14 protein-coding genes are annotated in these 25,416 nt (G+C 68.8%); 5 read left to right on the top strand and 9 right to left on the bottom strand.

Annotated features, from left to right (window positions below):
* The first annotated feature begins 42 nt into the window (after positions 1-42).
* Both M8859_RS13735 and M8859_RS13730 read left to right on the top strand, forming a co-directional pair.
* A complete protein-coding gene (locus M8859_RS13735; protein WP_372492908.1) occupies positions 43-1,857 on the top strand; it encodes a glycosyl transferase in 1,815 nt (604 codons plus the stop codon).
* Positions 1,858-1,868: 11 nt separating this feature from the next.
* Complete coding sequence (locus tag M8859_RS13730) at positions 1,869-5,216, top strand: arabinosyltransferase domain-containing protein (protein ID WP_249644306.1); 3,348 nt, start codon at positions 1,869-1,871, stop codon at positions 5,214-5,216.
* Positions 5,217-5,310: 94 nt separating this feature from the next.
* Here the strand turns inward: M8859_RS13730 and M8859_RS13725 are convergent, their stop codons facing one another.
* Positions 5,311-6,234, bottom strand: a complete 924-nt coding sequence (locus M8859_RS13725) for an NADP-dependent oxidoreductase (protein ID WP_195139624.1) — start codon at positions 6,232-6,234, stop codon at positions 5,311-5,313.
* Between the two features lie 98 nt (positions 6,235-6,332).
* On the opposite strand from M8859_RS13725, the gene M8859_RS13720 reads away from it, so the two are divergent.
* Both M8859_RS13720 and M8859_RS13715 read left to right on the top strand, forming a co-directional pair.
* Positions 6,333-6,734, top strand: a complete 402-nt coding sequence (locus M8859_RS13720) for a winged helix-turn-helix transcriptional regulator (RefSeq protein WP_195069810.1) — start codon at positions 6,333-6,335, stop codon at positions 6,732-6,734.
* A gap of 86 nt (positions 6,735-6,820) precedes the next feature.
* The gene (locus M8859_RS13715; protein WP_249644305.1) at positions 6,821-6,979 is read left to right on the top strand and encodes a hypothetical protein; all 159 of its coding nucleotides are present in this window, start codon (positions 6,821-6,823) and stop codon (positions 6,977-6,979) included.
* A 520-nt stretch (positions 6,980-7,499) separates the two neighbouring features.
* Here the strand turns inward: M8859_RS13715 and M8859_RS13710 are convergent.
* Positions 7,500-10,865, bottom strand: a complete 3,366-nt coding sequence (locus tag M8859_RS13710) for an arabinosyltransferase domain-containing protein (protein ID WP_159922487.1) — start codon at positions 10,863-10,865, stop codon at positions 7,500-7,502.
* A 196-nt stretch (positions 10,866-11,061) separates the two neighbouring features.
* Here M8859_RS13710 and M8859_RS13705 point away from each other — a divergent pair, with 196 nt between their 5' ends.
* Positions 11,062-11,559, top strand: a complete 498-nt coding sequence (locus tag M8859_RS13705) for a peptidylprolyl isomerase (protein ID WP_159922485.1) — start codon at positions 11,062-11,064, stop codon at positions 11,557-11,559.
* A gap of 69 nt (positions 11,560-11,628) precedes the next feature.
* Here M8859_RS13705 and M8859_RS13700 read toward each other — a convergent pair whose 3' ends face one another.
* The 7 genes from M8859_RS13700 to M8859_RS13670 form a co-directional block, all read right to left on the bottom strand.
* Positions 11,629-13,173, bottom strand: coding sequence for an acyl-CoA carboxylase subunit beta (locus tag M8859_RS13700; RefSeq protein ID WP_159922483.1), 1,545 nt, complete (start codon positions 13,171-13,173; stop codon positions 11,629-11,631).
* The gene (gene pks13 / locus M8859_RS13695) at positions 13,170-18,479 is read right to left on the bottom strand and encodes a polyketide synthase Pks13 (RefSeq protein WP_283779639.1); all 5,310 of its coding nucleotides are present in this window, start codon (positions 18,477-18,479) and stop codon (positions 13,170-13,172) included. Before pks13 ends, M8859_RS13700 begins: the two co-directional genes overlap by 4 nt.
* Before the next feature lie 110 nt (positions 18,480-18,589).
* The gene (gene fadD32, locus M8859_RS13690; RefSeq protein WP_159922479.1) at positions 18,590-20,506 is read right to left on the bottom strand and encodes a long-chain-fatty-acid--AMP ligase FadD32; all 1,917 of its coding nucleotides are present in this window, start codon (positions 20,504-20,506) and stop codon (positions 18,590-18,592) included.
* 189 nt (positions 20,507-20,695) lie between these two features.
* Positions 20,696-21,739 (bottom strand): LLM class F420-dependent oxidoreductase, encoded by a 1,044-nt coding sequence (locus tag M8859_RS13685; RefSeq protein WP_159922477.1) that lies wholly within the window; start codon positions 21,737-21,739, stop codon positions 20,696-20,698.
* Between the two features lie 170 nt (positions 21,740-21,909).
* A complete protein-coding gene (locus M8859_RS13680) occupies positions 21,910-22,902 on the bottom strand; it encodes a cutinase family protein (RefSeq protein ID WP_283779666.1) in 993 nt (330 codons plus the stop codon).
* Entirely contained in the window at positions 22,893-23,390 is a 498-nt protein-coding gene (locus tag M8859_RS13675; RefSeq protein WP_236565353.1) for a DUF732 domain-containing protein, read from the bottom strand. The genes M8859_RS13680 and M8859_RS13675 overlap by 10 nt, the downstream gene beginning before the upstream one ends.
* Before the next feature lie 203 nt (positions 23,391-23,593).
* On the bottom strand, positions 23,594-25,393 hold the full coding sequence (locus tag M8859_RS13670; RefSeq protein ID WP_159922471.1) for an alpha/beta hydrolase-fold protein: 1,800 nt from the start codon (positions 25,391-25,393) through the stop codon (positions 23,594-23,596).
* Positions 25,394-25,416 lie beyond the last annotated feature (23 nt).

Below are 25,416 nucleotides of genomic sequence, written 5' to 3'. Positions count from 1 at the left end.
GCGGCGGTCGCGGTCGCGGCGGACGAGGCGACGGCGGCCGGAGTGCTCACCCGCCCCGTGCGCGCCCGCCGGATGCCCCGCCTTCGAATCAGCGGCGATCCGCTCGTCGGCGTCGGCTACCTGGCGCTGGCCGCGGCGGTGCTCTCGGGCCAGTGGCGCGACACCGACAGCGGGTACCTGATCAAAAGCGGTCAGGACCAGACGATGTGGGAGTGGTTCTTCGCCGTCACGGCGCACTCGGTGGCGACTCTGAGCAACCCCCTCGGCACGCACCTGCAGAACTTCCCGGCCGGGGTGAACATGATGGCCAATACGGCCATGTTCGGCGTCGGCGTGCCGCTCACACCGATCACCCTGCTTTTCGGACCCACTGTCACGTTCGTGCTCGTGCTCACCCTCGGCCTGGCCGGGACGGCGTTCGCCTGGTATCGCCTCTTCGCCCGGGAACTCGTCGACGCACGGGTCGCGGCGGTGATCGGGGGACTGTTCTGCGGCTTCGCGCCGGGAATGATCTCGCACGCCAACGCGCACCCGAACTTCGTCGTCTTGCTGCTGCTCCCGATCATCGCGGGCCGGTTGATCCGGATGGCGCGACGAGCGGCCGGGACGGAGCCGGACCGGCCGCACGGACGGGTGCGCGATGCCGTCGTCCTCGGCCTGCTGGTGGCCATGCAGATCGCGCTCGGCGAGGAACCGCTGTTGATCTTCGTGCTCGCGTTCTCGCTGTTCGCGGTCGTCTACTACCTGCATTCGCCGGGCACCGCGCTGCGCGTGACGCGGCGGATCACCCCCACCCTCGGGCTGGCCGCCGTGATCACGCTGGCGCTGGCCGAGATCCCGCTGTGGTGGCAGTTCTTCGGTCCGCAGAGCTATCGCTCGATCGACCACGGGCCGATGGGCAACGACCTCGAAGCGCTGGTGCAGTTCCCGTCCGAATCGCTGGGCGGGGTGTTCGCGCCCGGGGAGAACGTGGCGATCAACCCGACCGAGCAGAACGCGTACTTCGGCTGGCCGCTGCTGCTCCTGGTGGTGTTCACGCTGGGACTGCTGTGGCGCGACCGTCTGGTGCGTGCCGCGGGCGTGGTGATCGCGGTCTTCGGCGTGCTGTCGCTGGGCGCGGTCGCCACCATCGGCAAACAGCCGACCGGCATCGAACTGCCGTGGCGATGGGCCGAAGAGGTGCCGCTGCTGAACACGGTGCTGGAGAGCAGGCTCAGCATGGCCGCGATCCCCGCCATCGCGGTGGTGCTCGCGCTGGCGAGCGAACAGGCGGTGCGCACCTGGAGGCAATCGGCCGGAGACTGGAAGCCGCTCGCGTGGTTCGCCGCCGTCACCTGTGCGCTGCTGCCGCTGACGCCGACCATTCTGCCGGTGGTCGCACGTGCGCCGACGCCGGATTTCTTCGCCGACGGCACGGTCCGCCGCTACGTCGGCGACGGCTCGGTGGTCATGGTGCCGCCGCCCCGGCCGCCCGACGCGCGGGCGCTGCGGTGGCAAGCCGACGCCGGCTTCTCCTTCCCCTTGGCGGGTGGTTACTTCGTCGGCCCGACCAGCACGACCGGGAAAGGCATCTACGGCCCCGAGACCCGCCCGACCACCGCGCTGCTGGTACAGGCGCAGGACACCGGCGTGGTGCCGCCGATCGACGCCGACGTGCGTGCCCGCGCGCTGGAGGATCTGCGGTACTGGCACGCCGACGTCCTGGTGCTGCCCGCGACGAAGAACGGTGATGTGCTGCGCGAGACCGTCACTCAGCTGCTCGGATTCACGCCGACGCGAGTCGAGGACGTATGGCTTTGGGACGTTCATACGCTGCGCTCGTCGGGGGCAGTCGGGATCACACCGGACGGTAGCTAGCATCAACCACCGTGCGACCGGACCGATCTTCTCGAGCGTTCACCCGTATCCGCTGGATCGCCCTCGTCTCCGGGCTTCTCGGATTCCTGCTGGCGTTGCTGGCTCCGCTGCTGCCGGTACGGCAGGATCGGGCGAGCCTCGACTGGCCCGAGCCCGGCGCGGCGAGCGTCGCGGCGCCGCTGGTGTCCTACGAGCCGCTGCGGTTTCGCGCGACGCTGCCCTGCTCGCTGACGGGCGAGATCGGAGCGGCGGGCACCCTGCTGTCCACCGCTCCGGTGGCCTCCGGTCAGGCGGCGACCAAGGGGCTGGTGGTCTCGGTCGCCGACGGAGCGCTGTCGGTTGTGCTGCGGGACGTCCCACTGCTGTCGGCGCCGCTGGCCGAGGTCGGCTCCTGCGCCACGCTAGACATCGAGTCGAACGCCGCCGCGACGACCGCCGAACTCACCGGCGTGACCCGGCAGGACGGCACGCCGTTCCGGTCCACGGTCACCCGGGACATCCGGCCGCAGATGGTGGGCGTGTTCACCGATCTGGACGCCGGGCGGCTCACCGGCGCGCAGGTGCACGCCGACATCGACTCCCGTTTCTCCTCGACGCCGTCGCCGCTGAAGCTGGCCGCGATGATCGCCGCCGCCGTATTCACGCTGGTCGCTCTCGTCGCACTGCATCTGCTGGACACAACCGACGGACGCAAACCGCGGCGGTTCCTGCCCGCGCACTGGTGGCGGGTCACTCCCGCGGACGGCGTCGTGCTGGGGATATTGGCGCTGTGGCACGTCATCGGGGCGAACACCTCCGATGACGGCTACATCCTGAACATGGCGCGCGCCTCCGAGCACGCGGGCTATATGGCGAATTACTACCGATGGTTCGCGGTGCCCGAGGCTCCGTTCGGCTGGTCCTACGAGGTGCTGGCCTGGATGGCGCGGATCTCCGACGCCAGCCTGTGGATGCGGCTGCCCACCTTGCTGGCCGGGGTGATCTGCTGGCTGGTGATCAGCCGGGAGGTGCTGCCGCGCCTCGGCGCCAGGGTGCGGCGCAACAAGGTCGCGCTGTGGACGGCGGGCCTGGTGTTCCTCGCCTTCTGGCTGCCCTACGACAACGGTCTGCGCCCCGAGCCGCTGATCGCCGCGGGCGCGCTGCTCACCTGGTGCTCGATCGAACGCGCCATCGCGACCGGACGGCTGCTGCCCGCCGCGGTGGCCGTGCTGATCGCCGCGTTCTCGCTCGCGGCGGGTCCCACCGGTCTGATCTGCATCGCGGCGCTGATCGCCGGCTCGCGACCGGTGCTGCTGATCATCATCAAACGTGCGCGCGGGGTCGTCCCGGTCCGGACCGGCCCCGACGCGGACGCGGCCGCCGCGGGCTCCGCCGAAGCCGCGGCCGCGGTGAACGCGCCCGCGGACGTGCGCAAGCCGTCCCGAGCTGCCACGATCTTCCGATTCGCCGCGCTGCTCGCACCGGGCCTTGCCGCGGGCACGCTGGTGCTCATCGTGATCTTCGCCGACCAGACGCTGGCTACGGTGCTCGAGGCCACCCGCGTTCGCACGATCGTCGGCCCGAACGTCGCGTGGTTCGACGAGCGCACCCGCTGGGACTCGCTGCTCATGCTTTCGCCCGACGGTTCGCTGGCGCGGCGGTTCGGCGTGCTGGTGATGTTGCTATGCCTGCTGGTCTGCGTGCTGCAAGTACTGCGCAAAGGACGGATTCCCGGCACCTCTCGCGGCCCTTCGGTGCGCATTCTCGGCATCGTGTTCGCGTCGCTGTTCCTGATGATGTTCACCCCCACCAAGTGGACGCACCACTTCGGCGTGTACGCCGGACTGGCCGGATCGCTGGCCGCGCTCGCCGCGGTCGCGGTGGGCACCACCGGCATTCGCTCGCCGCGCAACCGCGCCCTGTTCGCCGCCGCCGTGCTGTTCCTGCTCGCGGTGACCTTCACCGGATCGAACGGGTGGTGGTACGTGTCCAGCTACGGTGTGCCGTGGTGGGACAAAGCGCCGCTGATCGCCGGTAAGGGGCTGTCCACGTTGTTCCTCGGCCTCAGCGGCGTCGCGTTGCTGGTGGCCATCTGGCAGCACTACCGCGAGCCGTACCGGCGCGAGAACGCCTCGGCGCCACGCCGATTCGATCGCTGGGCGTCGGCACCGCTGACCGTGGCCGCCGCACTGCTGGTGATATTCGAGATCGCCTCACTCACCAAAGCCGCGGCCACGCAGTACCCCGCGTACTCGATCACCAAGTCGAACGTGGAATCGATGCGCGGGGATTCGTGCGCCTTGGCGAACGAAGTGCTGGTGGAGACCGATACCGCCGATTCGCTGCTGCAACCGTTGACCGGATCGCCCGCGGACGGATTGGCGGCGCAGAACAAGGGATTCACACCGAACGGGGTCGCGCGTGACCTCACCGCCGACGCCGAGGAAACGGTCAGCGGCGGCGCGAACTCGGTGGAGGGGGATTCCGAGAACAAGACCACCAAGACCACCGGCGCGGGCACCGGAGGCGGCACCACCGAGCAGGTGGGCGTCAACGGCAGCTCCGTCGCGCTGCCGTTCGGCCTGGACCCGGCCGAGACCCCGGTGCTCGGCACCTACCAGGACGGCGAACAGCAGCAGGCGAAGCTGACCACCCAGTGGTACCGGCTCGACCTGACCGACAGCATGCGCCACGACCCCGCCTACCAGGTGCTCGCGATCACCGCTGCGGGCCGGATCCGGTCGGTCGACGCCGACGGCGTGCTCACCTACGGGCAGGAACTGCACCTGGAGTACGGCGTCCGCGGCGCGGACGGCGAGGTGCGCACGCTCGGCTCGATCGACCCGCTGGACATCGGTCCCGCGCCGTCCTGGCGCAACCTGCGGGTGCCGCTGGATCAGCTGCCGGTGGAAGTGAACGCGGTGCGGCTGGTCGCGGTCGACAACGACATCACGCCCAAGCAGTGGCTGGCCGTCACCCCGCCCCGGCTGCCCAAGCTGGCGACGTTGAATTCCGTGGTGGGATCGCGGGATCCGGTACTGCTCGACTGGCACGTCGGTCTGGCTTTCCCGTGCCAGCGGCCGTTCGACCACAAGGACGGCGTGGGCGAGATCCCGCAGTGGCGAATCCTGCCCGACCGCGTCGGCTCCGACGCCTCCAACGCCTGGCAGGACGACATCGGCGGCGGCCCACTCGGCTGGACCGGCCTGCTTCTGAAATCCCAGACCGTCCCCACCTACCTCGACCGCGACTGGGCACGCGACTGGGGCTCCCTCGAAAGATTCACCCTCTACGATCCGGACGCCGAACCCGCCACCATCGACGTCACCGTCGAAACTCGCGACGGCCTCTCCAACGACGACCCCATCCGCATCCGCTGATCCGGCGGTGGGACGCTGATGCGCACCGAATCGCACAGCGTCCCACCGTCGATGACTCCACTGACTACGCGGCCGTGTGCCCGGTAACGGCTGATCAGGGCACTAGGACCAGGCGGCCGCGGAGGCCTCCGGCGGCCAGGCGTCGGTGGGCGTCGGCGACGGAGGTGAGGGGAAGGGTCTCGGCTACGCGGAGGGTGAGTTCGCCCGCATCCACTCGCGCGACCAAGTCGTCGAGTTGGGCACGGTCCGCCCGGACCAGGACCGTGCGCACATCGATGCCACGCAACGGGATCGGGGTGTTGGGAACGCTGATCGACACGAACCGCCCGCCGCCGCGCACTGCCGCGAGGGTCTGCGGGCCGAGTGCGGCGGCGTCCAGGGCGGCATCGACGCCGCCGGGGATCAGCGTGCGTACGGCATCGGGGAGGGACGCCTCGCGAGGAACGAAATCGGTGGCGCCCAGCGCACGGACCGTGTCCTCGTCGGCGGGCGAGGCCGAGGCGACCACCCGGACTCCGCGTGCCGCCGCCAGTTCGACGGCGAAACCGCCTACCGCTCCGGCCGCTCCGGTGACCAGCAGCGTGTCGGTGGACGCCGGATCCAGCGCGCGCACCGCCTGGATCGCGGTGAGACCGTTGAGTGGAATCGTGGCCGCCTGCACCGCGGACACCGAAAGCGGAGCGGGCGCGACGTTCCCGGCCTCCAGCACCACGTAGTCGGCTTGCGCGCCGAGAGAGACGTCGAGCCGGTCGCTGATGCCGATCACTGACTGACCCACGGTGAACTCCGTGACACCCGCTCCGATCGCGTCCACCGTGCCCGCGACATCCCAGCCGATCCCCCACTGCTCGCGCGGCGCGGCGAACGGCGTGCCGCCCACACCCGCACGCACCATCAAATCCACGGGATTCACCGTCGCCGCCGCGACCGCGATGCGGATCGTGCCCGGACCCGGCTGCGGCGTAGGCACTTCCACGATCTCCACCACGTCCGTCCGGCGGACTACTACTGCACGCATGACGTTCCTTTCTCTCGTCCGCCGACCAACCTAAGAGCAGTTACTATCTGTCGGGTAGTAGTTACCTGGAAGTGCATTAGAGACAGCGAGGTGCTCCGATGGCGACGATGACTGCGGCGCAGCGCCGTGACATGGCCAAACAGCGATACGACGCGTACATCGCCGAGTGCCCCTCCCGGCAGTTGCTGGACCGCATCAGTGACAAATGGGTGAGCCTGGTGCTCGCCGCGCTCGCCGACGGCCCGCTGCGCTACGCGGAGCTGAACCGGACCATCGCGGGCGTGAGCCCGAAGATGCTCACTCAGACGCTGCGCGTACTGGAGCGCGACGGCTTGGTGGAGCGACGGATCACCGCGGAAGTCCCGGTTCGCGTCGACTACGAACTCACTGCGCTGGGCCACAGCCTCCAGCCCGTCATGAGCGCGGTGAAAGCGTGGGCGGAGGCGCGCATGGACGAGGTGATCGCCGCGCGGGCGCGTTACGACCGTTCCGGGCAGTAAACCGGTTGTCCGGTCTGAAAAATATGCTCCCACCTGTGGCTATGCATCGCAGGACGAATCGGGTCGCCGGCCTTAATCTGAATGCCATGACAACGGCATTCGATGATATGGATCTGCGCGATCTTGTCGGACTGCTCAGCGAAGAGGAACAACGGGAGCTGCGGCCTGCGGTGCTGCGCGTGCTCGGCCGCCTCCCTGCGCAAGAAGTGCTCCGGCGCGAGCTCGGTCTTCGACTGAAGGTCTGAGCGCCCGGTACAGCACCGGCGTAACACGGCAGGGCCGCCGCGCGGGATTCTCCTGCGCGGCGGCCCTGTGTCTGGGCTCGGGCGCCGCTCAGCCCGATAGCCGGCTCGCAGCTGACGCTATTCTCGCGAGTGCGCCGCAGCGCGGATGTCCTCGGCGCGTGCGGATGCTCGAGCGAGGCGGCCGTCTGTGGTGATCAACGGGATGTCCAGTTGCTCGGCGAACTCGACATAGAGAGCATCGCTCAGCCTGAACGCAGCCCGCCGGGTCCAGGCACCTTTGGTCAGGTTCAGTAGCGGATGGCGAGTCAGTGGCGCGCGCGAGGCGGCTGAGTGCGGTTTCGACGTCGGTATCGGTCAAATCGCCCGCTCGGTTCAGTCTCCCCAGCGCGTACACACTGATGTGTGTATAAATCGCTCAGCGGGCGGGCTGGCTCGGGCCGCGTGGTGACAACGACAGGGCCGTCGGATCGGCGGTTATACCGACGCGACGGCCCTGTGCTGTCCAAGATCCCCCGGTGGATCAGAACACTCGCAGGTTGCCCGGGGACCACAAGCCCGAGCGGGTCACCGTGCCGGTGTCCAGCTTCGCCGGGGCCGCGTTGCGGTCGTACTGGTCGTAGCGCTCCAGTGAGCCCCAGTCACGCGCCCAGTCGTCCTTCAGATAGGTGGGCATGGTTACGGACTTCGCCAGCATCTGCGCGAACCCGAGCGGGCCGCCGAATTCCTCGGCCTGCCAGGTGTTCGTCGAGCTGATGGCAAGCGGACGGTCCGGCAGGATGCGGTAACCGGGCACCTCGGCCACGCCGTTGCGGTGATCGAACGGCCGCTGGCACGGGAACTGCAAGCCCACCGCCCAGTCGAGCAGAATCGGCTGCTGCGACCCCAGCAAGCTGTTGAGCGACCGCAACTCCGGCATCCGCGGCGGCGTGAACGCCAGCCACTGATCCCCGATCAGGATCGGGTCGTTGGCGACGATCCGGACCGCGTCGGCGTCGGGCGCGATCTCGTCCACCGGCACCCGCAGGTTGCGCCAGGACGGGAACGGGCCGATGTCGCGCGGCAGGTAGGTACCGAGCTTTTGCACGCTGCCGTCGGGCAGCCGCTTGCCGTAGTCGACGGTCAGCGACTGGCCGTACTTCATCGCGCCGGTGTCGTCGAAGGAGAGGATGCGTCCCGCTGCCGAGATCACCACCAGCGGCTTGTCCGCCGAACGGGCGGGCAGCTGGTACCAGCTCGAAGTGACGTTCGCGGGCTGCTGCACGCCGTTCTGGTAGCTGCCGAGGATCGGCGTGGTCGCCGGGTCCAGGCCGAACGGCAGGGCGACGGTGGAGCCGTTGACGCCGAGCGCGCCCTGACCGCCGCCGGTGCCCGCGCTCTGCCCCTCCGCGAACGCCGCGCCGACCGACTGGGTGGAGGTGTTGCCGGTGCCCGGCTTGACCTCGACACTGTCGGCGGACAGATCGTTGGGCACGCCGTTGGGGTCGAATCCGACCGGATCGACGCCCGCGAGCGGGTCGGCCGGATTGGTCAGCGGGCGCGCGGGATCGATGATCGGCTCCAGCTTGCCGCCGTTGGGGTCCGGCTCCACGAGCACGTCGTTGGCCAGGCCGCAGGTGCTTCCGCCGAGCGCGTCGATGTTCGACCGGGCCAGCGAGTACGCCGGATACTGCGAGACCGCGCCTTTGACCAGCGAGAGCACCTCGAGCGCGACCATCAGCGCGGCGACCACGGTCAGCGGAATCGCGGCGAACCGGCGGATGCGCCTTCCGCGCGCCGTCTTCGCCGACGGTTGCGGCTTGGTGTAGTCCTCCCGCAGCGTGTACCAGCCGACCAGCGCGAGCGCCAAGCCGAACAGCATGAGCATGATGGTGTTCGACTGGTAACCGTGCAGCGAGATGCGCTTGTCGAACCACGGCACGCCGAAGCTGGAGACATACCAGTAGCCGTTGATGCCGGAGAACGCCACCGCCAGCACGAACAGCAACCCGGCCAGGAAAATCGCCCGGTTCTTACGGGCCCGCAGCGCGCTCGCCGAGACCGCGACCGCGGTGACCGCCGCCAGCGAGCCCGCGATGCCCGCGTAGGCGCCGAAGTGGTGGGTCCACTTGGTCGGGTTGAACATCATGAAGAAGATGGTTCCGAAGACCACGCCCATCAGCCGCCAGGTCGGCCCGCTCGCGATACCCGGCACCTGCCTGCGCCGCAGCAGCACCAGCATGGTGGTGAACAGGCACAGCAGCATCACCAGGAAGGCGAACCGGCGCGACAGCGAGCCGTCGACCGTCTCCACGAACAGGTAGTAGTAGCGCAGGTAGTCCTCGTACCAGGCCAGGTTCGGCCCGGTCACCTGACGCACTCGGTTGGCTTCCTGAATGCCCGCGAACGTCTGGTCGCTGTAGACCACGGTCAGCACGAGCACACCCGCGGCGGCGATCGGCGCGAGCAGCGGCAGCGTCGAACCCCACCGTCCCGCGCCCACCGCCGCGAACCGCCGATGCTTGCGCACCACGATGCGCACCATGGGACGGATACCGGCCAGCAACGCCGCCACACACATCAGGCCGGTGGGCGCGGCGGCCAGCGTGAACGCCGCGACCAGGATGGCCACCGCGGCGGGCAGCAGGCGACCGGTCGCGATGGCCCGCTCGATCGACACCCAGGTCAGCAGCGCGCCGAGCGCGACGATCGGCTCCGAGCGCAGGCCGTTGTCGAACGGCAGCCAGAACGCCAGGAACACCAGTCCGCCGGTCCACAGCGCCACCTTGCTGGTGCGCACGCCGCGGCCGAGGCGGGGCACGACCTCGCGGCTGATCACAAGCCAGCACAGGATCGCGCAGGCCAGCGCGGGCAACCGCACCCAGGGGCTGGCCGTCGAGATCTCCGCGAAGACCTCGATCACGTAGTAGTACCAGCCGAACGGCGCCTCCGGCACGCCGTACCAGCGGAAGTAGTTGGCCATGTAGCCCGCGTGCGGGGCCACCCGCACCATGCTGAGGATGTAGCCGTCGTCGGAGGTGTTCGCGCCCGCGAAGTGCCACAGCAGCAGCGTGCCGACCACCGCGCCGTCCGCCCAGGTCGGCTTCAGCCAGTTCGCGGGCAGGAACCGGCGGTGCCCGCGCCCGTCACTGCTGTCGAGACGGGCCAGCGCCGCCAGCGCGATCAAGGTGCACAGCACCGCCGCGATCATCGCGATCAGCTTGATCGCGGTCGGGCTCGAGGAGAACCGGGTGTCGACCGTCATGTCGAACGCCAGTCCGGCGGGCGCCGCGCCCTTCAGATCGGAGAACACGCCGACCACCTGGGGCCGCAGATCGCCGCTGAGCTGCCCCTCCACCGGTACGGTGACCAGCTCGCTCGCCCCGGGCGCCCCACCCTCGACCGGCCGCTCAACCTGCTTGGTGAGCCCGTTGAACACACCGTAGGTGCGTTCGCTGTCGGAGCTGATGCTCAGCGACGTGCACTCGCCCATGCGGCTCCGGTCGGCGGACACCACGACCGCGTTGCGGTCGATCACGTCCACCGATGTCTCCGAGACCCGCACGAACAGGGCCTCCAGCGCGGCCCGGTCGCCCTGCGGCGGCGCGGTGGCCAGCAGCATGCCGCCCCGCTCGGGCAGCTGGGCGATCGTTTCGCACGGGATCGTCGCCTTCAGGTCGATCGGGACCTGCGACATCAGCGGCGCCTGGACATTGCCGATCGTGCCACCCTGCGGCCAATTCAGCACCGCGGTGGTCTGCGTGACCGGTAAGAACGGCGTCGCCAATGCGAACAGAGCGCCGAGCAACCCGGCCAGGAGTGCGATGAGGCGGGCGGTCCGGAAATCGTTCGGGTTCACCACCGGGGCAGCGGGTGGTTTCGTCAGAACAGCGGTTGCGGCGTCGGGCACGGTTGGCAATGCTATCTGCCCGTCTGTTCGCGCGGGCGGCGCGTGGCCGGGAGAAATCCCGGGTCCTCAGTATGTTCGGAACAGACTGCCAGAATGTTGTGCCGACGGGCTGGAAAATGTCGTCCGGAACCCGCTATGGGCGGCCAACAGACCCCGTAGTGCTGACCGATGACGAGCACAATGGAAAGGTGGGCCTATGACCAAGGTTAATCTCACGACGAACTACGGACCGATCGTCCTCGAACTGGACGATCAGAAAGCGCCGAACACGGTGCGCAATTTCGTGGACTACGTGAACGCGGGCCACTACAACGGCACGATCTTCCACCGCGTCATCCCCGGCTTCATGATCCAGGGCGGCGGGTTCGAGCCCGGTCTGCGCCAGAAGGGCACCAACGCCCCGATCCAGAACGAAGCGAACAACGGCTTGAAGAACACCAAGTACACCGTCGCGATGGCGCGTACCAACGACCCGCACTCGGCCACCGCGCAGTTCTTCATCAACGTCTCCGACAACGATTTCCTCAACCACTCCGCACCCACCCCCGCGGGCTGGGGCTACACCGTCTTCGGTGCGGTGAGCGAAGGCACCGAGGTGGTCGACAAGATCGCGGGCGTCGCCACGTCCTCGGCGGGCATGCACCAAGACGTGCCGGTCGATGACGTCGTCATCGAATCCGCCACCGTCGGCTGATCTTTCGGCACATACGACGCGAATCGGGCCGCACCTCAGAGGGGTTGCGGCCCGATCGTGTTCCGGATGCTACAGCGGCAGCAGGTGGTGCTTGCGCGGGTTGCGGGCAAGCGACTTGTCCCGCAACAGCTGCAGCGCGCGACGCAGTTCGAGCCGGGTCGTCGACGGCTCGATGACCGCATCGATGTATCCGCGCTCGGCGGCCACCCACGGCGTCGCCACCGTGGCGTTGTAGAAATCGATCATCTGCTGGCGAATCGCCGCGCGCTGGTCCTCCGGCGCGGCGTCGATCTGCTTGGCCCCGATCAAGCTGACCGCGCTCTCGGCGCCCATGACCGCGATCCGCGCGGTGGGCCAGGCCAAATTGACGTCGGCGCCCAGCTGCTTGGAGCCCATCACGGCGTAACCGCCGCCGTAGGACTTGCGGATCACCACGGTGACCTTCGGCACCGTCGCTTCGACGTAGGAGAACAGGAAGCGGCCACCACGCTTGATGACGCCGATCTTCTCCTGTTCCACGCCGGGCAGGAAGCCGGGCGTGTCGACAACGAACACCAGCGGGATCTCGAACGCGTCGCACAGGCGCACGAAATGCGCTGCCTTGTCCGAGGCACGCGCGTCCAGCGCGCCCGCGTACACCATCGGCTGGTTCGCGACCACACCGACGCTGCGTCCGTCCACCCGGGCGAACCCGGTGATGACGTTGCGGCCCGCCGACGCTCCGACCTCGTGGAAGGCGCCGTCGTCGAAGATGCGCAACAGGATCTCGTGCATGTCGTACCCGGCGTTGTCGGAGTCCGGGACGATCGAGTTCAGTTCCAGGTCGCTGTCGGTGGTCTCCGGCTCCAAGCCGGGATTGACGATCGGCGCCAGTTCCTGGCAGCTGGTGGGCAGGTAACTCAGGTAATCGCGCACCCACTCGAACGCGGCCGTCTCGTCCTTGGCGACGTGGTGGATGTTGCCGTACTCCGCCTGGCTGCGCGCGCCGCCGAGTTCCTCGAGGCTCACGTCCTCGCCGGTGACCTCCCGGATCACCTTCGGCCCGGTGACGAACATGTACGCCTCTTCGGTCGCCACCACCACGTCGGTGTTGATGGGCGCGTAGACGGCGCCGCCCGCGCACTTGCCGAGGATCATCGAGATCTGCGGAACCAGACCGGACAACGGCTCCTGCCGCCGCCCCAGCTCGGCGTACCACGCCAGCGAGGTCACCGCCTCCTGCACGCGCGCGCCGCCGGAGTCGTTGATACCGACCACCGGGCACCCGACCTTGGCCGCGTACTCGAGGATCCCGGCCACCTTGCGCCCGAACATCTCGCCGACCGAACCGCCGTAGACGGTCTGGTCGTGCGAGAACACCGCCACCGGCCGGCCTTCCACCAGGCCGTGCCCGGTGACCACGCCGTCGCCGTAGAGCGCGGCGGGATCACCCGGTTTGCGCACCAGCGCACCGATTTCCACGAAGGTTCCCGGATCGAGCAGCATGTTGATCCGGTCGCGGGCGCTGGGGATACCCTTCTTCGCTCGCTTGGCGACCCCCGCTTCACCCGCCGGTTCCTGCGCTAGTTCCAGTCGCTTGCGCAGGTCGGCGAGTTTTTCGGCAGTAGTGCTCACTTGGCCCCTTTCGCCTCGATCGCGGCGAGCTTCGCGGTCAGGTCGGCTCCGATCTTCCCGATCCGCGGTTCATCGATGATCTGCAGGTGGTCGCCGGCGATGTGGACGACCTCCAAATTCGGGATGTACTCGTCCCAGCCGCCGTTCGGCACTCGGTCGGCGAAGCGCGGCTCGAGCTCGATCATCCCGTCGTGATAGCGATCGGCGAGGTAGAGCACGACGTTGCCGTCGTAGTGCGAGGGTTGCGTCCGAGCGAGATGGCGACTATCGATCCACGAGGTGCGCTGGTGTTCGAGCACGCCACCGGGGATCTTCGCGCCACTGATTTTGATCAGGTCGCTGATCATCTTGAACTGTTCTTCGTCGGAGGCCGCTGCCAGCGTCTCCAACTGATCACGGTCCAGCTCGCCGTCGACACCGTAGGTTTTCTTGGCGAACGCCTGGTAGCGCTCGATCCGGCGCACGCGCTCCTCGGGACTGTTGTCCTCGCCCTGAGTCGGGATGGCCAGATCGATCAGGCCGACCATGCGCACGTCCGCACCCTCGGCGCGCAGCAACTGGGCGGTCTGCATGGCCAGCACCGCACCCAGCGACCAGCCGTACAGCACGAACGGACCGTCACCCTGGATCTTGCGCAGCTCGGGCAGGTACTGGCGCGCCCGTTCCTCGATCGACCCGTCGACCCGTTCCAAGCCGTACATCGGCGTCTCGGCGGGCAGTCGCTTCATCAGCGGTTCGTACACCAGCGTGTTCCCACCCGACGGATGGAACACGAACACCGGCACGGCGTTCGAGCCCTCCGCGCGCGGTCGCAACGGACGGACGAAACCGTCCACATCCGCGCCGCTGTCCTGGAGTTCGCGGACGATGTCGGCGAGCTGCTCGATGGTCTCGCAGTCGAGCACGTCGTCGACGGTGACCTCGGCCTTGACCCGCTCGGTCAGGCGCGCGGCCAGTTTCTCCGCGGTGTCCTCGTCGAGGATCGGCAGCGTGTTGAAGATGCCTCCGGCCGACTTACCGGTGACAACCGCCCAGGTGGCGAAGGTCAGGCGCTCGGCGGCGTCGCGCGGCGGGACGTCGTCCTCGTCGGTGGGCTGCTGCGCGCCGCCGAACACCGCCGCCGGAGCCGCCTGGGCAACCGGTGAGGCGGAGGGAGCAGTGTCGGTTTCGGGAGCCCTGTTCGCATCCGGCGTAGTCGCTGCCGCGGGCGCCGAATCGGCCTCTGCGACCGCGCTTTCCGGTGTGGCATCGACCTCCCCGGCCGTACCGGCGTCCGGCGACGCGCCCGCCACCGCGGCGACCGGGTCGGCTCCGGTGGCCAGGGCGGCACGAGCCGTGGCGATGAAGTCGGCATCGACGGTCAACTCGCCGGCGCCGCCCGCCGCCTTGTCGGCGGCCTGCTGTTCGGCGATCGCCTGCACCTCGTCGCGGTGCTCGATCGCGTACCGCAGCACCTTGCCGACCTCGTGCAGGCTGGCGTCGCGCACGGCCTGCACCTGCAACTGCGGGATGTCGAACTCGTACTCGACGCGGTTCTTGATGCGCATCGCCATCAGCGAGTCCAGACCGAGTTCCATCAGCGGGATCTCCATCGGCAGATCCTCGACCGCGTAACCCATGGACTCCGCGACGATCAGCGCGAGCCGCTCCTCGACGGTCTGCGTGCCGTTCGGATCCCAGCGGTCACCGAAGGTCTCCACGACCTCGATGTCGGCATCGCCCTGCGTCTGCGCGGCAATCGCCGGAATCGGCTCGGCCGCAACAAGTTCCGGCAGCGGGGCGCCGGAGGTGACGACGGCGTCGAACACCGAGCGGAAGGCGTTGCCCTCCTTGGCGTGGACCTGCACCGAGGCGCCGCCGGGATGCGGGGTCAGCGTGGTGGTGAGGGTGCCCGCGGCCGGGATCGGCGCGTGCGGGATCGCCGCGCCCAGCGAGACGTCGCCGAGCACCTGCGCCGCGGCGGCTGTCACCAACGCGGCGAGATCGGTCACGGCGGACGCCTGCACCTCCCACACGTGCCTGCCGTCCGGCAGCGCGACGTGCGCGCCGGGAACCCGGCCGTTGCCACCCGTGGACAACCGGACCTTCGGCCAGTACTCCTTGCGCACGAACGTGGTTCGCGGCACGTCGGCGTAATCGCCCGTGCCGAGCAGCGAGAACAGGTCCACCTTGTGCCCGTGCACGTACAGCTGGGCGAGCGCGGCGATGACGCCCGCGGACTCGTCCTCCTTGCGCTTGAGCGTCGGGATCAGCTGCGCGTCGTGCACGCCCGCCGCGAAAGTGGTGCCCAGCACCTGCATGAGGGCGACGGAATTGGGCGCCAGCTCCAGGAACGTGGTGTGGCCCGCGTCCACCGCGAGCTTCACCGCGTTGGTGAAGTACACGCTGTGGCGCATGTTCTTGACCCAGTAGTCCTCGTCGTGGATCGGGTCGCTGCCGGTGCGGAAGTACTGCTCCTTGTGCACCGTCGAGTACAGACCGGCCTTCAGCTTGGTCGGCTCGATGCCGGCCAGTTCCGCGGCCAGCTCGCCGAGCAGCGGATCCATCTGCGAGGTGTGGCCCGCGCCGCGGGTTTGCAGAACCCTTGCGAACTTGCCCGCCGCCTCCACCTTCGCGACGATCGCCGCGACCTGCTCCTGCGGGCCGCCGATCACCGTGTTGGTCGGCGCCGCGTACACCGCGACCTCGACGTCCGGGTAGTCCGGCAGCAGGTTCGCGACATCGTCGGCGCTGTACTCGATGAGCGCCATGTTGCGCACGTCGTCGTCGCTGATCATCTGCTCGCCCTCGCCCATCAGGCGGGAACGGGCGCAGATCACGCGCACGGCGTCCTCGAGTGCGAGACCACCGGCGATGTACGCGCCCGCGACCTCGCCCATGGAGTGGCCCACCACCGCTTCGGGCTCCGCGCCGTGCGCGCGCAGCAGAGCCGCCAAGCCGACCTGGATGGTGAAGATGCCGACCTGCGAGGTGCCGACGTTGTAGTCCTGGCTGTCGTCCAGGAACAGCTCGCGCACCGAGTATCCGGCCTCGTCCTGCACCAGCTCGTCGACCTCGTCGACGGCCTCGGCGAAGATCGAGTTCTCCAGGTAGAGCTGCTTGCCCATCTTGCGGTGCTGCGCGCCGAAACCGGCGAGCACCCACATGGGTCCCATGGCCGCGGGCGCGTCGGCGGTGAAGACGCCCGGACCCGGCTTGCCCGCCGCGATGGCGCGCAGTCCCGCGATCGCCTCCTCGTGCGTCTTGGCGAGCACCACGCCACGCGAACGCCAGTGACTGCGCTTGGCCAGCGACCGCGCCACGTCCGCGAGCGGGGTTCGCGCGCCCGCCTCGGACTCCAGCCAGTCGGCCAGCTCGGCGGCCGCGCGGCGGCGACGTGACGGCAGGTAACCCGACACGGGCAGAATCTGCGGCAGCGGCTCGGTGCGCTCGGAGGTCCATTCGGCGACGGGCGCGGCGGCTTCGACGGTCGCCTCGGTCACCGCGTCGATGGCGTCGGATTCCGCTTCCCGGTCTTCCAGCGCTTCCTCGTCCAGCTGTGCCTCGAGCTCGGAGAACGGCGCCTGGGTCTCGGCCGCGGCAGGCACGTACTCCTGCACGACGATGTGCGCGTTGGTGCCGCCGAAGCCGAAGCCGGAGATACCGATAGTGGCCTTGCCGCTGTAGCGCGGGAACTCGGTGGGTTCGTCGACGATCTTCAGGTGCGCCTGGTCCCATGGAATGTAGGGGTTCGGGCCGGCGAAGCCGATGTTCGGCGGGATGACGTTGTGCTGCAACGACATCACCACCTTCGCCAGGCTCGCCGCACCGGCGCCCGACTCCAGGTGACCGAAGTTGGTCTTGGCCGAACCGAGCAGCGCGGGCTTGTCGGCGTCACGCCCCCGGCCCACCACCCGGCCCAGCGCGTCCGCTTCGATCGGGTCACCGATCAGCGTGCCGGTGCCGTGCGCCTCGATGTAGTCGACCGAGGACGGTGCGATGCCCGCGTCCCGGTAGGCGCGGCGCAGGACCTCGGCCTGCGCGTCCGGGTTCGGGGCGAGCAGGCCGTTGGACCGGCCGTCGTTGTTGACCGCGGATCCCTTGATCACGGCGTAGATCGTGTCGCCGTCGCGCTCGGCGTCGGCCAGGCGCTTCAACACCACCAGCCCGCCGCCCTCGGAACGGACCATGCCGTCCGCGTCGCTGGAGAACGCTTTGATGTGGCCGTCCTTGGCTACGCCGCCGTTGGCGTCGAAACCAAGCGTGGCCATGGGCGCGAGCAGCATGTTCACGCCACCGGCCAGCGCCAGGTCGGCCTCGCCGTTGCGCAGCGCCCGCACCGCCTCGTGCACGGCGACCAGCGTCGACGAGCACGCGGTGTCGACGGCCACCGACGGGCCGCGGAAGTCGAAGAAGTAGGAGACCCGGTTCGGGATGATGGAGCTGACGCTGCCCATGATCGCGTACGCCTCGGCCGACGCAGGCACGTTCGGATCGCGCTCGCTACCCAGCCCGAGCGCCGCGAGCAGCATGAAGTCGTTGCCCGAGGAGCCGATGAACACGCCGACCGGCTCGCCCTTGAGATCGCTGGCCGGAATCCGGGCGTGTTCCAGGGCCTCCCAGGTCAGCTCCATCATCAGGCGCTGCTGCGGATCGACCCGCTCGACCTCGACCGGCGACATGGCGAAGAACTCGGCATCGAAGCCTTTGACGACCTCCTGATCGAGGTAGCCGCCCTTGGTGTTGGCCTTCTCGATCGCTTCCGCCAGCTGCGGCTCGGCCATGAACTCCGACCAGCGTCCCTCCGGCCGCTCCCAGATGCCGTCACCGCGGCCGATGAGGAAATCCCACGTCGACTCGGGGGTGTCTCCCGCGCCGGGCAGTCGGGTCGACAGACCCACGATCGCGATGTCGTGCGCCTCGCCGGGACGGTAGCCCGCGGTGTAGAAGGCGTCGTCCTTGGATTCCTCCGGCACGTCCGGCTCACCGTTGATGATCCGCTCGGCCAGCGCGGCGATGGTCGGATGCTGGTACACGATCGTCGCGTTCAGCATCACGCCGGTCAGTTCCTCGATGTCGCCACCGAGGGCGATGGCATCGCGCGAGGCGAGCCCGAACTCCTCCATCGGCCGGTCGACGGTGATCTGCTCGATCGGTTGCCCGGTCGCCTCGGAGACCCAGCGCCGCAGCCACTCACGCAGCTCCGCCACCGACATGTCGGTCGGCGCGCCGCCCGTGGCGGACGCGGCCGGGGCCGCCGCGTCGGCGACGGTCTCCGCGGACGGGGTGTCGGTCGTCTGGGGGGGCGTGCCCTCGTTGTCAGCCATCAATTCCTCAAGCTACCTGTCTGCGTACCGGGCGTACCGTGAAATGACGCCCGGCGCGTGGGAAGGTCGGCGCCGAGCGTCGATGGTCGGTCCGAGGCCGCCCCTGGCAATTACTCTTCCGGTGCATCGGGGAAAGCCTGCTGGGTGTAACCACCCCGCAGCGTTCCCTCCAGATAGGCCGCCCGGCAGGCGCGGCGGGCGATCTTGCCGCTGGAGGTGCGCGGGATCGAGCCCGCGGGCACCAGCAGCACGTCTCGAACGGTCACGCCGTGGCGCTGCGAGACCGCCGCGCGCACCGCGTCGGCGATGGGCAGCGGATCGGCTTTACCCGCACCCGGACCCCGCTCGCCCACGATGACCAGCTGTTCGGAGGCGTCGTCGGCGTCGAACTGGAGGCCGGAATGGCTGCCCTGCTCGAACACCTCGGGCGGAAGCTGGTTGGCGGGCACGGAGAAGGCCGCGACGAAGCCGGGCCGCAGCGCGGTGCTTGCCTCCTGCGCGGAAAACTCCAGGTCCTGCGGGTAGTGGTTGCGGCCGTCCACGATCACCAAGTCCTTGACGCGGCCGGTGATGTAGAGCTCGCCCTCGAAGTACACGCCGTAGTCGCCGGTGCGCATCCAGTTCGCGTCCGGCTCGGTGCCTTCGGCGTGGCTGCCCTCCGGCAGGCGCTCGGTGACCTTGTTCTGGAACGTCGCCGCGGTCTCGTCGGGACGACCCCAGTAGCCGATGCCCATGTTGTTGCCGTGCAGCCAGATCTCGCCGACGTGCCCGTCGGGCAGCTCCCGGCCGCCGCCACCGGACTCCACCGACTCCGGATCGACGATCGTCGCCCACTGCGAGAGCGCGACATAACCGCAGGACACCTGCGCGATCGCGTCTTCGTGGGATGGGTCGACCTTCACCATGCGGCCCGCGTTGAGCTCTTTGCGGTCGACGTAGGTGACCTTCGCCTCGTCTTCGGCCTTGGTGGCGGAGACGAACAGCGTCGCCTCGGCCATGCCGTAGCAGGGCTTGATCGCGGTCTTGGGCAGGCCGTAGGGGGCGAACGCCTCGTTGAACTTCTTCATCGACGAGGTGGTCACCGGCTCGCTGCCGTTGATCAGACCGATGACGTTGGACAGATCCAGCGACTCGCCGTTCTTCGGCAGACCACGCGCCGCGGCGTGCTCGAACGCGAAGTTCGGCGCGGCGGCGAAGGTTCCGGCGCCGTCGGAGACCGCGGCCAGTTCCTTGATCCAGCGGTAGGGGCGGCGTACGAACGCGCTCGGCGACATGATGGTGATGTACTTGCCGCCCACGGCGGGCAGGATCACCGTCAGCAGGCCCATGTCGTGGAACAGCGGCAGCCAGGTGACGCCGCGCGAGTTCCAGTCCAGGTTGATCGCGTCGACCATCTGCAGCAGGTTGGTGCCCACCGCGCGGTGGGTGATCTCGACACCGGCGGGCACCCGGGTGGAGCCCGAGGTGTACTGCAGGTAGGCGATGTCGTCGATCGCGATGTCCGGCCGCACCCAGCTCTCGCCGACGCTGTCCGGGATCGCGTCCACCGCGATGATGCGCGGGCGCTGGGCGGCGGGCAGCGAGCGGAAGAACTGCCGGACCCCGGCCGCGGAGGAGCTCGCGGTCAGGATGGCCGAGGGCTCACAGTCGCCCAGCACCGCGTGCAGGCGATCGGTGTGACCGGGCTCGTCCGGGTCGAACAGCGGGACCGAGATGGTGCCCGCGTAGATCGCGGCGAAGAAGGAGATCACGTAGTCCAAGCCCTGCGGCGCGAGGATCGCGACCCGGTCGCCCGGGTTGGTCACCTGCTGCAGTCGAGCGGCCACCGCGCGCAGCCGAATACCGAACTCACGCCACGTCAGCTCCTGCGCCTCGCCGTCGCGCTCGCGCGAGTAGTCGATGTAGCGATACGCCAGGGTGTTCGCGTCGTTCCGGGTGTGCTTCTCGACGTGATCAACCAGGGTGTGATCCTCGGGAATGCGGATGTTCCCGGTTTCGTCCAGGTAGTCGTCGAAAGTCTCTTCCATTCCTTCTTCTCCTCCGAGGCACACGCAGCAAGACGGCGAGAACGCCGCTTTTACCTGTGAGGCCCCGACTCGCTTTCGCCCGCGGGTGCTCCAAGTGCAGAGCCGGCCTGCAGATTTTGTGCGGTCTGCGCGGTGACCGCTATCGGCTAGATGTACTCAAACCAGGGTCATGTTACAGAGAAGACCGGCTCACTCGTCCCGCAGCAGGGGAATAACGGGGGCGAACGCGTCCATCTGGGTGGGGAATACACCGACGTAGGACATCGAGGTGAGTTGCCGCACACGGCGGATCTGCTCGGCGATCTCCTCGAATGTCCCGATCGCCACGTAGGGCGAGTTCAGGATGTCCTCGACGGACAGCTGAACGTCGACCTCCAGGTTCGGGTGCAGTCCCCGGTCCAACGCCGACAACGCCATCTCCGCGGTCTTCTCGCGATCGTCGGTGATCACGACGGCGGTGATGGCCCAGTTCAGTTCGATGTCGGCGAACCGGTCACCGGCGGCCTCCTTGATCAGATTCACCTTTTCCACGGCCTTCTCGATGGTGATGCCGGAGAGCAGGCCCTTGCCGTTCTTGGTGGTCACCGGAACGACGGAGACGATGTCGGCGTGCTTGGCGGCCAGGCGCAGCATCTTCGGACCGCCGCCGCCGGTGCAGATCGGCGGGCGCGGGCCCTGCCGCGGCCGCGGCGTCCCCTTGATGCCGCGGACCTGGTAGTGCTTGCCTTCGAAGGTGCACTCCTGGCCGCGCAGTAGCACGTCGAGAATGGTGAGCGCCTCGTCCAGCTTCTCCAGCCGGACACCTGGCGACTCGTAGGCAATGCCCGCGTTCTCGAACTCCTCCTTGATCCAGCCCGCACCGAGGCCGACCTCGAGCCTGCCCTTGGACAGCACGTCGATGGTCGCCAGATCCTTGGCCAGCACGACGGGGTGGCGGAAGCCGTTCGCCAGCACCGACGTACCGAGCCGGATCTTCTCGGTGGCCTGGGTCAGCGCGCCGAGCGCCGCGATCGGCCCGATCTGCTCGCCGAGGTGATCGGGCACCACGAAGGTGTCGAAGCCGTACTCCTCGGCCTGCTGAGCGGTCTGCACGAACTTGCGCGCACCGCCCTCCTGCTTGTTTCCCTCGCCGGCCGCCGCGAAGCGGAACGGGCGCAGCGGAGTGCCCAGCGCGGTCAACGCAGCATCCGCGTCACGGCTCTCCGTGGTGGCCGGTGCGGCGGCTTCTGTCATGAACTCATGCTCCTGGCTGTAAGGAAAATACGGGCGCGACGCCCGCCCTCGGTCTGCGCTGCGCTGGCGCCCGGCGTCGCGATCACCAGCGCACTTTACAGCGTGCTTCCCGACTCGAGTTGTGCTTGTCACGCCAATCGGGTGCGGGGTATCTCACGGCCTGTGAATTTTCACGAATGAGGGGGATGCGGCGCTGCTTCGATGAGACCTGCGGCCCAGTTGGCCGTCCACTGCGTCGCGGTGGTGCCGTCGCCGTCTACGACGAAACCGTTGTAGAGGGCGTGCACGGGGTTCCCCGCCGCGCGGACCAGGGCGTTCACGCTGCCGAGGATGTTCCACGGGCTCAGTGCCTCCCGCGGCGCGTCGCAGATCAGATCGCCCGGCGCGCACATCGTGTAGGTGCGATCGGCCAGCGCGCCGAAGCCCCCTTGACGCGGACCGGTCATCGTGATGCCGGGCACGTTCAACCCCCTCAGCGCTACTTCGGCACCCACCCCGGGCGGAGGCGTGCCGATCTGGATCGCCTGGCCCGGACCGTTCTCCCCGGTGCGGCGTCCGTCGGCGATCAAAGCCACGCCGAGCACCAGGTCGGCGGGCACAGGGCCGTCGCCCGCGCCGATCTGCGCGGCGACGTCACCCGCGATCACCGCCCCCTGGGAGAATCCCGCGAGCACGTACGTCGTCAACGGGCACTCCCGGTGACGTGCCGCCATGACGTCGATCATCCGCTGCGTGCCCTCGGATCGGCTGTTGTTGTAGGACTGCTGGCCGTCCGGCGGAATCGCCACCGGATTGGAGAACTGCGCGACGTACGGAACGGTGTATACCTCCACCCGGTCACTCGGGAACCGCTGGGCGATCGGGCCGGTGACATTGAGCATCAGCGACACCGGATTGGCGGTCGGATTGTGCGGATCGTCGAAGCTGTTCGACTCCCAGGTGCCGGGCACCGACATCATCTGCACGTCCGGACAGCTGGCGGGCTGCGAGGTCGGCCGTTCCGGCGGCTTCGGCCCCGGGCCGGGCGGGCGCAAACGCCCCGCGAACAGATACCACAGCAGCAGGACCACCAGAACGATCAGCAGGACGACGCCGACCGCGACGAGACATCCCGCCGGCTTGGACCGGCGGGAGGTCGAACGGGCACGCGAACTCACTGGCAGTACGTGGCGCGAGCGGTCGAGATGTAGATCTGCCCGGCCTTCTCCACCGGCATCTTGGCCGGATCGAAGGACGGATCGGAACCCGCCATGGCGTTGACGAAGGTCATCAGATCCTGGTCGGACGCGCCTGCGGCGGTGCCCTGGCAGACGTAGGCGCCGATGCTCAGCGCGATGTCCGGGGTCGAGGGCGTGACACCCTGCTTGGACAGCTCGTCGAGGAACCGCTTGTCCTTGTCGGTGAGCTTGGAGGTGTCCGCGGGCGGGACGGCTTCGGTCGGCACCGGCTGCGGGCGCTCGGGCGCCACGGTCGTCGTGGGCGGCTCCTCCGGCGCGGGAGCGGGCTGCCCCGTATCGGCGGGCGACGGCGCGGCAGACGGCGTCGTTGTCGCCGCCGCCGTGGTGCGGGTAGGCGTCGGCGTGCTCGTCGCGGTCGAATCATTGTCGCCGCACGCGGCGAGCAGGCCGGTCGCAGCGATCGCCGCAACCACGCCGAATACCTTTCCACGGGTCCGATGCATGAATTCTTGTCCTCGATCTGTCGCTGAGCGGGGGTCGGGTCGCCCCCCAGGCTAGCTGTGTCTGATTTGCCGCGCCCTCGCACGGCGCGTTCGCGGGCCTCTCATAGCTCGTGTTCGAGCCGGGCTGCGTCCGTCACGTGGCGGGTGATCTCGCATCGTGTCTCGACCGGCTCTCACAGGCTGTGGACTTCCGTTTTGCCGTCGCGCACCGTGATGAATCCTCCTTGGAAGTTCTGCTGCAAGCCCTCGGAGATGGGGAACTCGTCACCGGTGGGATAGCCCAGTTTGCCGTTCTCGTAACCGGTCTCGCGCCAGGCGTCCAGGATCGGGCCATTGCGGACCGCCCACGCGCCCGACACCGGGCTCCAGTAGATGTTGCCGCCCTCGAAGCGGCTGAACCGGCCCAGATCCCTCAGCGCCTGCTCCTCGGCGAGCGGGAATCCGAGCGGGCTGTTCTCGAAGCCCAACTGGGCGTATTTGTCGAAGATGAGTCCTTGGACACGGTGCACGCCGGTGCCCTGGCTGTAGTAGAACGGACCGTTCTCGAACGCCTGCACCGCACCGTCGCGGCTCGGCGTCCTGATCTCCGGTGCGATCGGGTAGCCGGCGGGGCCGCGCTCGAACCCCTGCTTGGCCCACTCCTCGAGGATCGCGCCACGGACCATGTGCGCGCCGGTCTGCGGCGTCCAGTACAGCGAGCCGTGCTGGAAGGTCTGGAACCTGCCGCGGCCGTCCGCCGGCGCGCGCTCCTCGCTGGTCGGCAACCCGAGCGCGCCGGTGGGTCCGGCGGCCGCCTGGTAACCGGCGCCGAGCACGCCGCCGACCGGGTACGCGCCGCTGTCCGGGGTGAAGAACACCCGGCCGCCCTTGAAGTCCTGAGCCGTTCCACCCGCCACCGCGTACTCGCCGGTGAGGCATTCCCCGAGCCAGCCGGTCGCGGCGGCCACCGCACCGATCGCGCCGCTGGTCTGGCAGTTCGGTTTGCCCTGGTCGACGCCCAGCGCGAGCGCCGCCTGGTTCCAGGACTGACGCATCTCGAAATCCCAATACGGCCAGGAATGGGTACCGGAGGGGCGGTAGTTCACCTGTGCCGGGATGGCCAGCTTGGACAGCTTGGTCACGAAGTTCTGCGAGGTGAGCCGGGACAGGATCTCCAATCCCATGCCCGCGACGTTGGTGCTGATTCCCGGAATGCCCAGGGCTTGGTCGTAGGGACCGATCGCGCCGCTGCCGCTGGAGACGTAGAGACTGACCCCCCGCAGCTTGTCGGCCAGCGCGTACGGGTCGTGTGCCTCCCACGCCGGGCCGGTCTGCGGGCCCCACATGGCGGCGGAGTCGAATCCGCCCGCGTCGCGCATGGCGAACTCGATAGCTTGTGGCATGCCCAGCGTCGTCGTGGTCAGGAAGCCGGAGTACGACGCGGCGTGCCGCACGAAGCCGGGATTGCGGGCGGCGAGGAACATCGCGGCCGTGCCCCCCATCGACAGACCTTCCACTCCCCGCACGTTCGTCGCCCGCCAGTGACTCTCGAGCAGCGGCGGAAGCTCCTTGGTCAGGAAGGTCTCCCACTTGTAGGTGCGGCCGTTGTCCGGCTCGAGCCAGTCGGAGTAGAAGCTGGACTGCCCGCCGACCGGCAGCACGACGGTGACGTTCTTGTCGGCGAAGAAATCGACCGCCCCCGCCTCCTTCGTCCAACCGTTCTCGTCGTCGGTCGCACGCAGGCCGTCGAGCAGGAACAGGACGGGGAAACGGGCCTCGGGGCGGGCGTTCCAGTCCCTGGCCAGAAGCAGCTGCACCTGGATCGGCACGCCCATGGACGGCGAGGTCACCCACATCGCGACGCGACGGTCACTGAGCCACCGCACCTTCTCGAGCGCGGGCGCGGCTGCGGCCACCGTGGGTTCCGCGGCGGCGGGAGCCTCGACGGACATGCTCGCGGCTAGGGGGACAACCAGTGCGGTGGCGAGCAGCATGAGCCGCTCGCGTGCCGACCGAA

The organism is Nocardia sputi (genome assembly GCF_023501985.1).
This window is presented reverse-complemented; position numbering and strand designations above follow the sequence as displayed.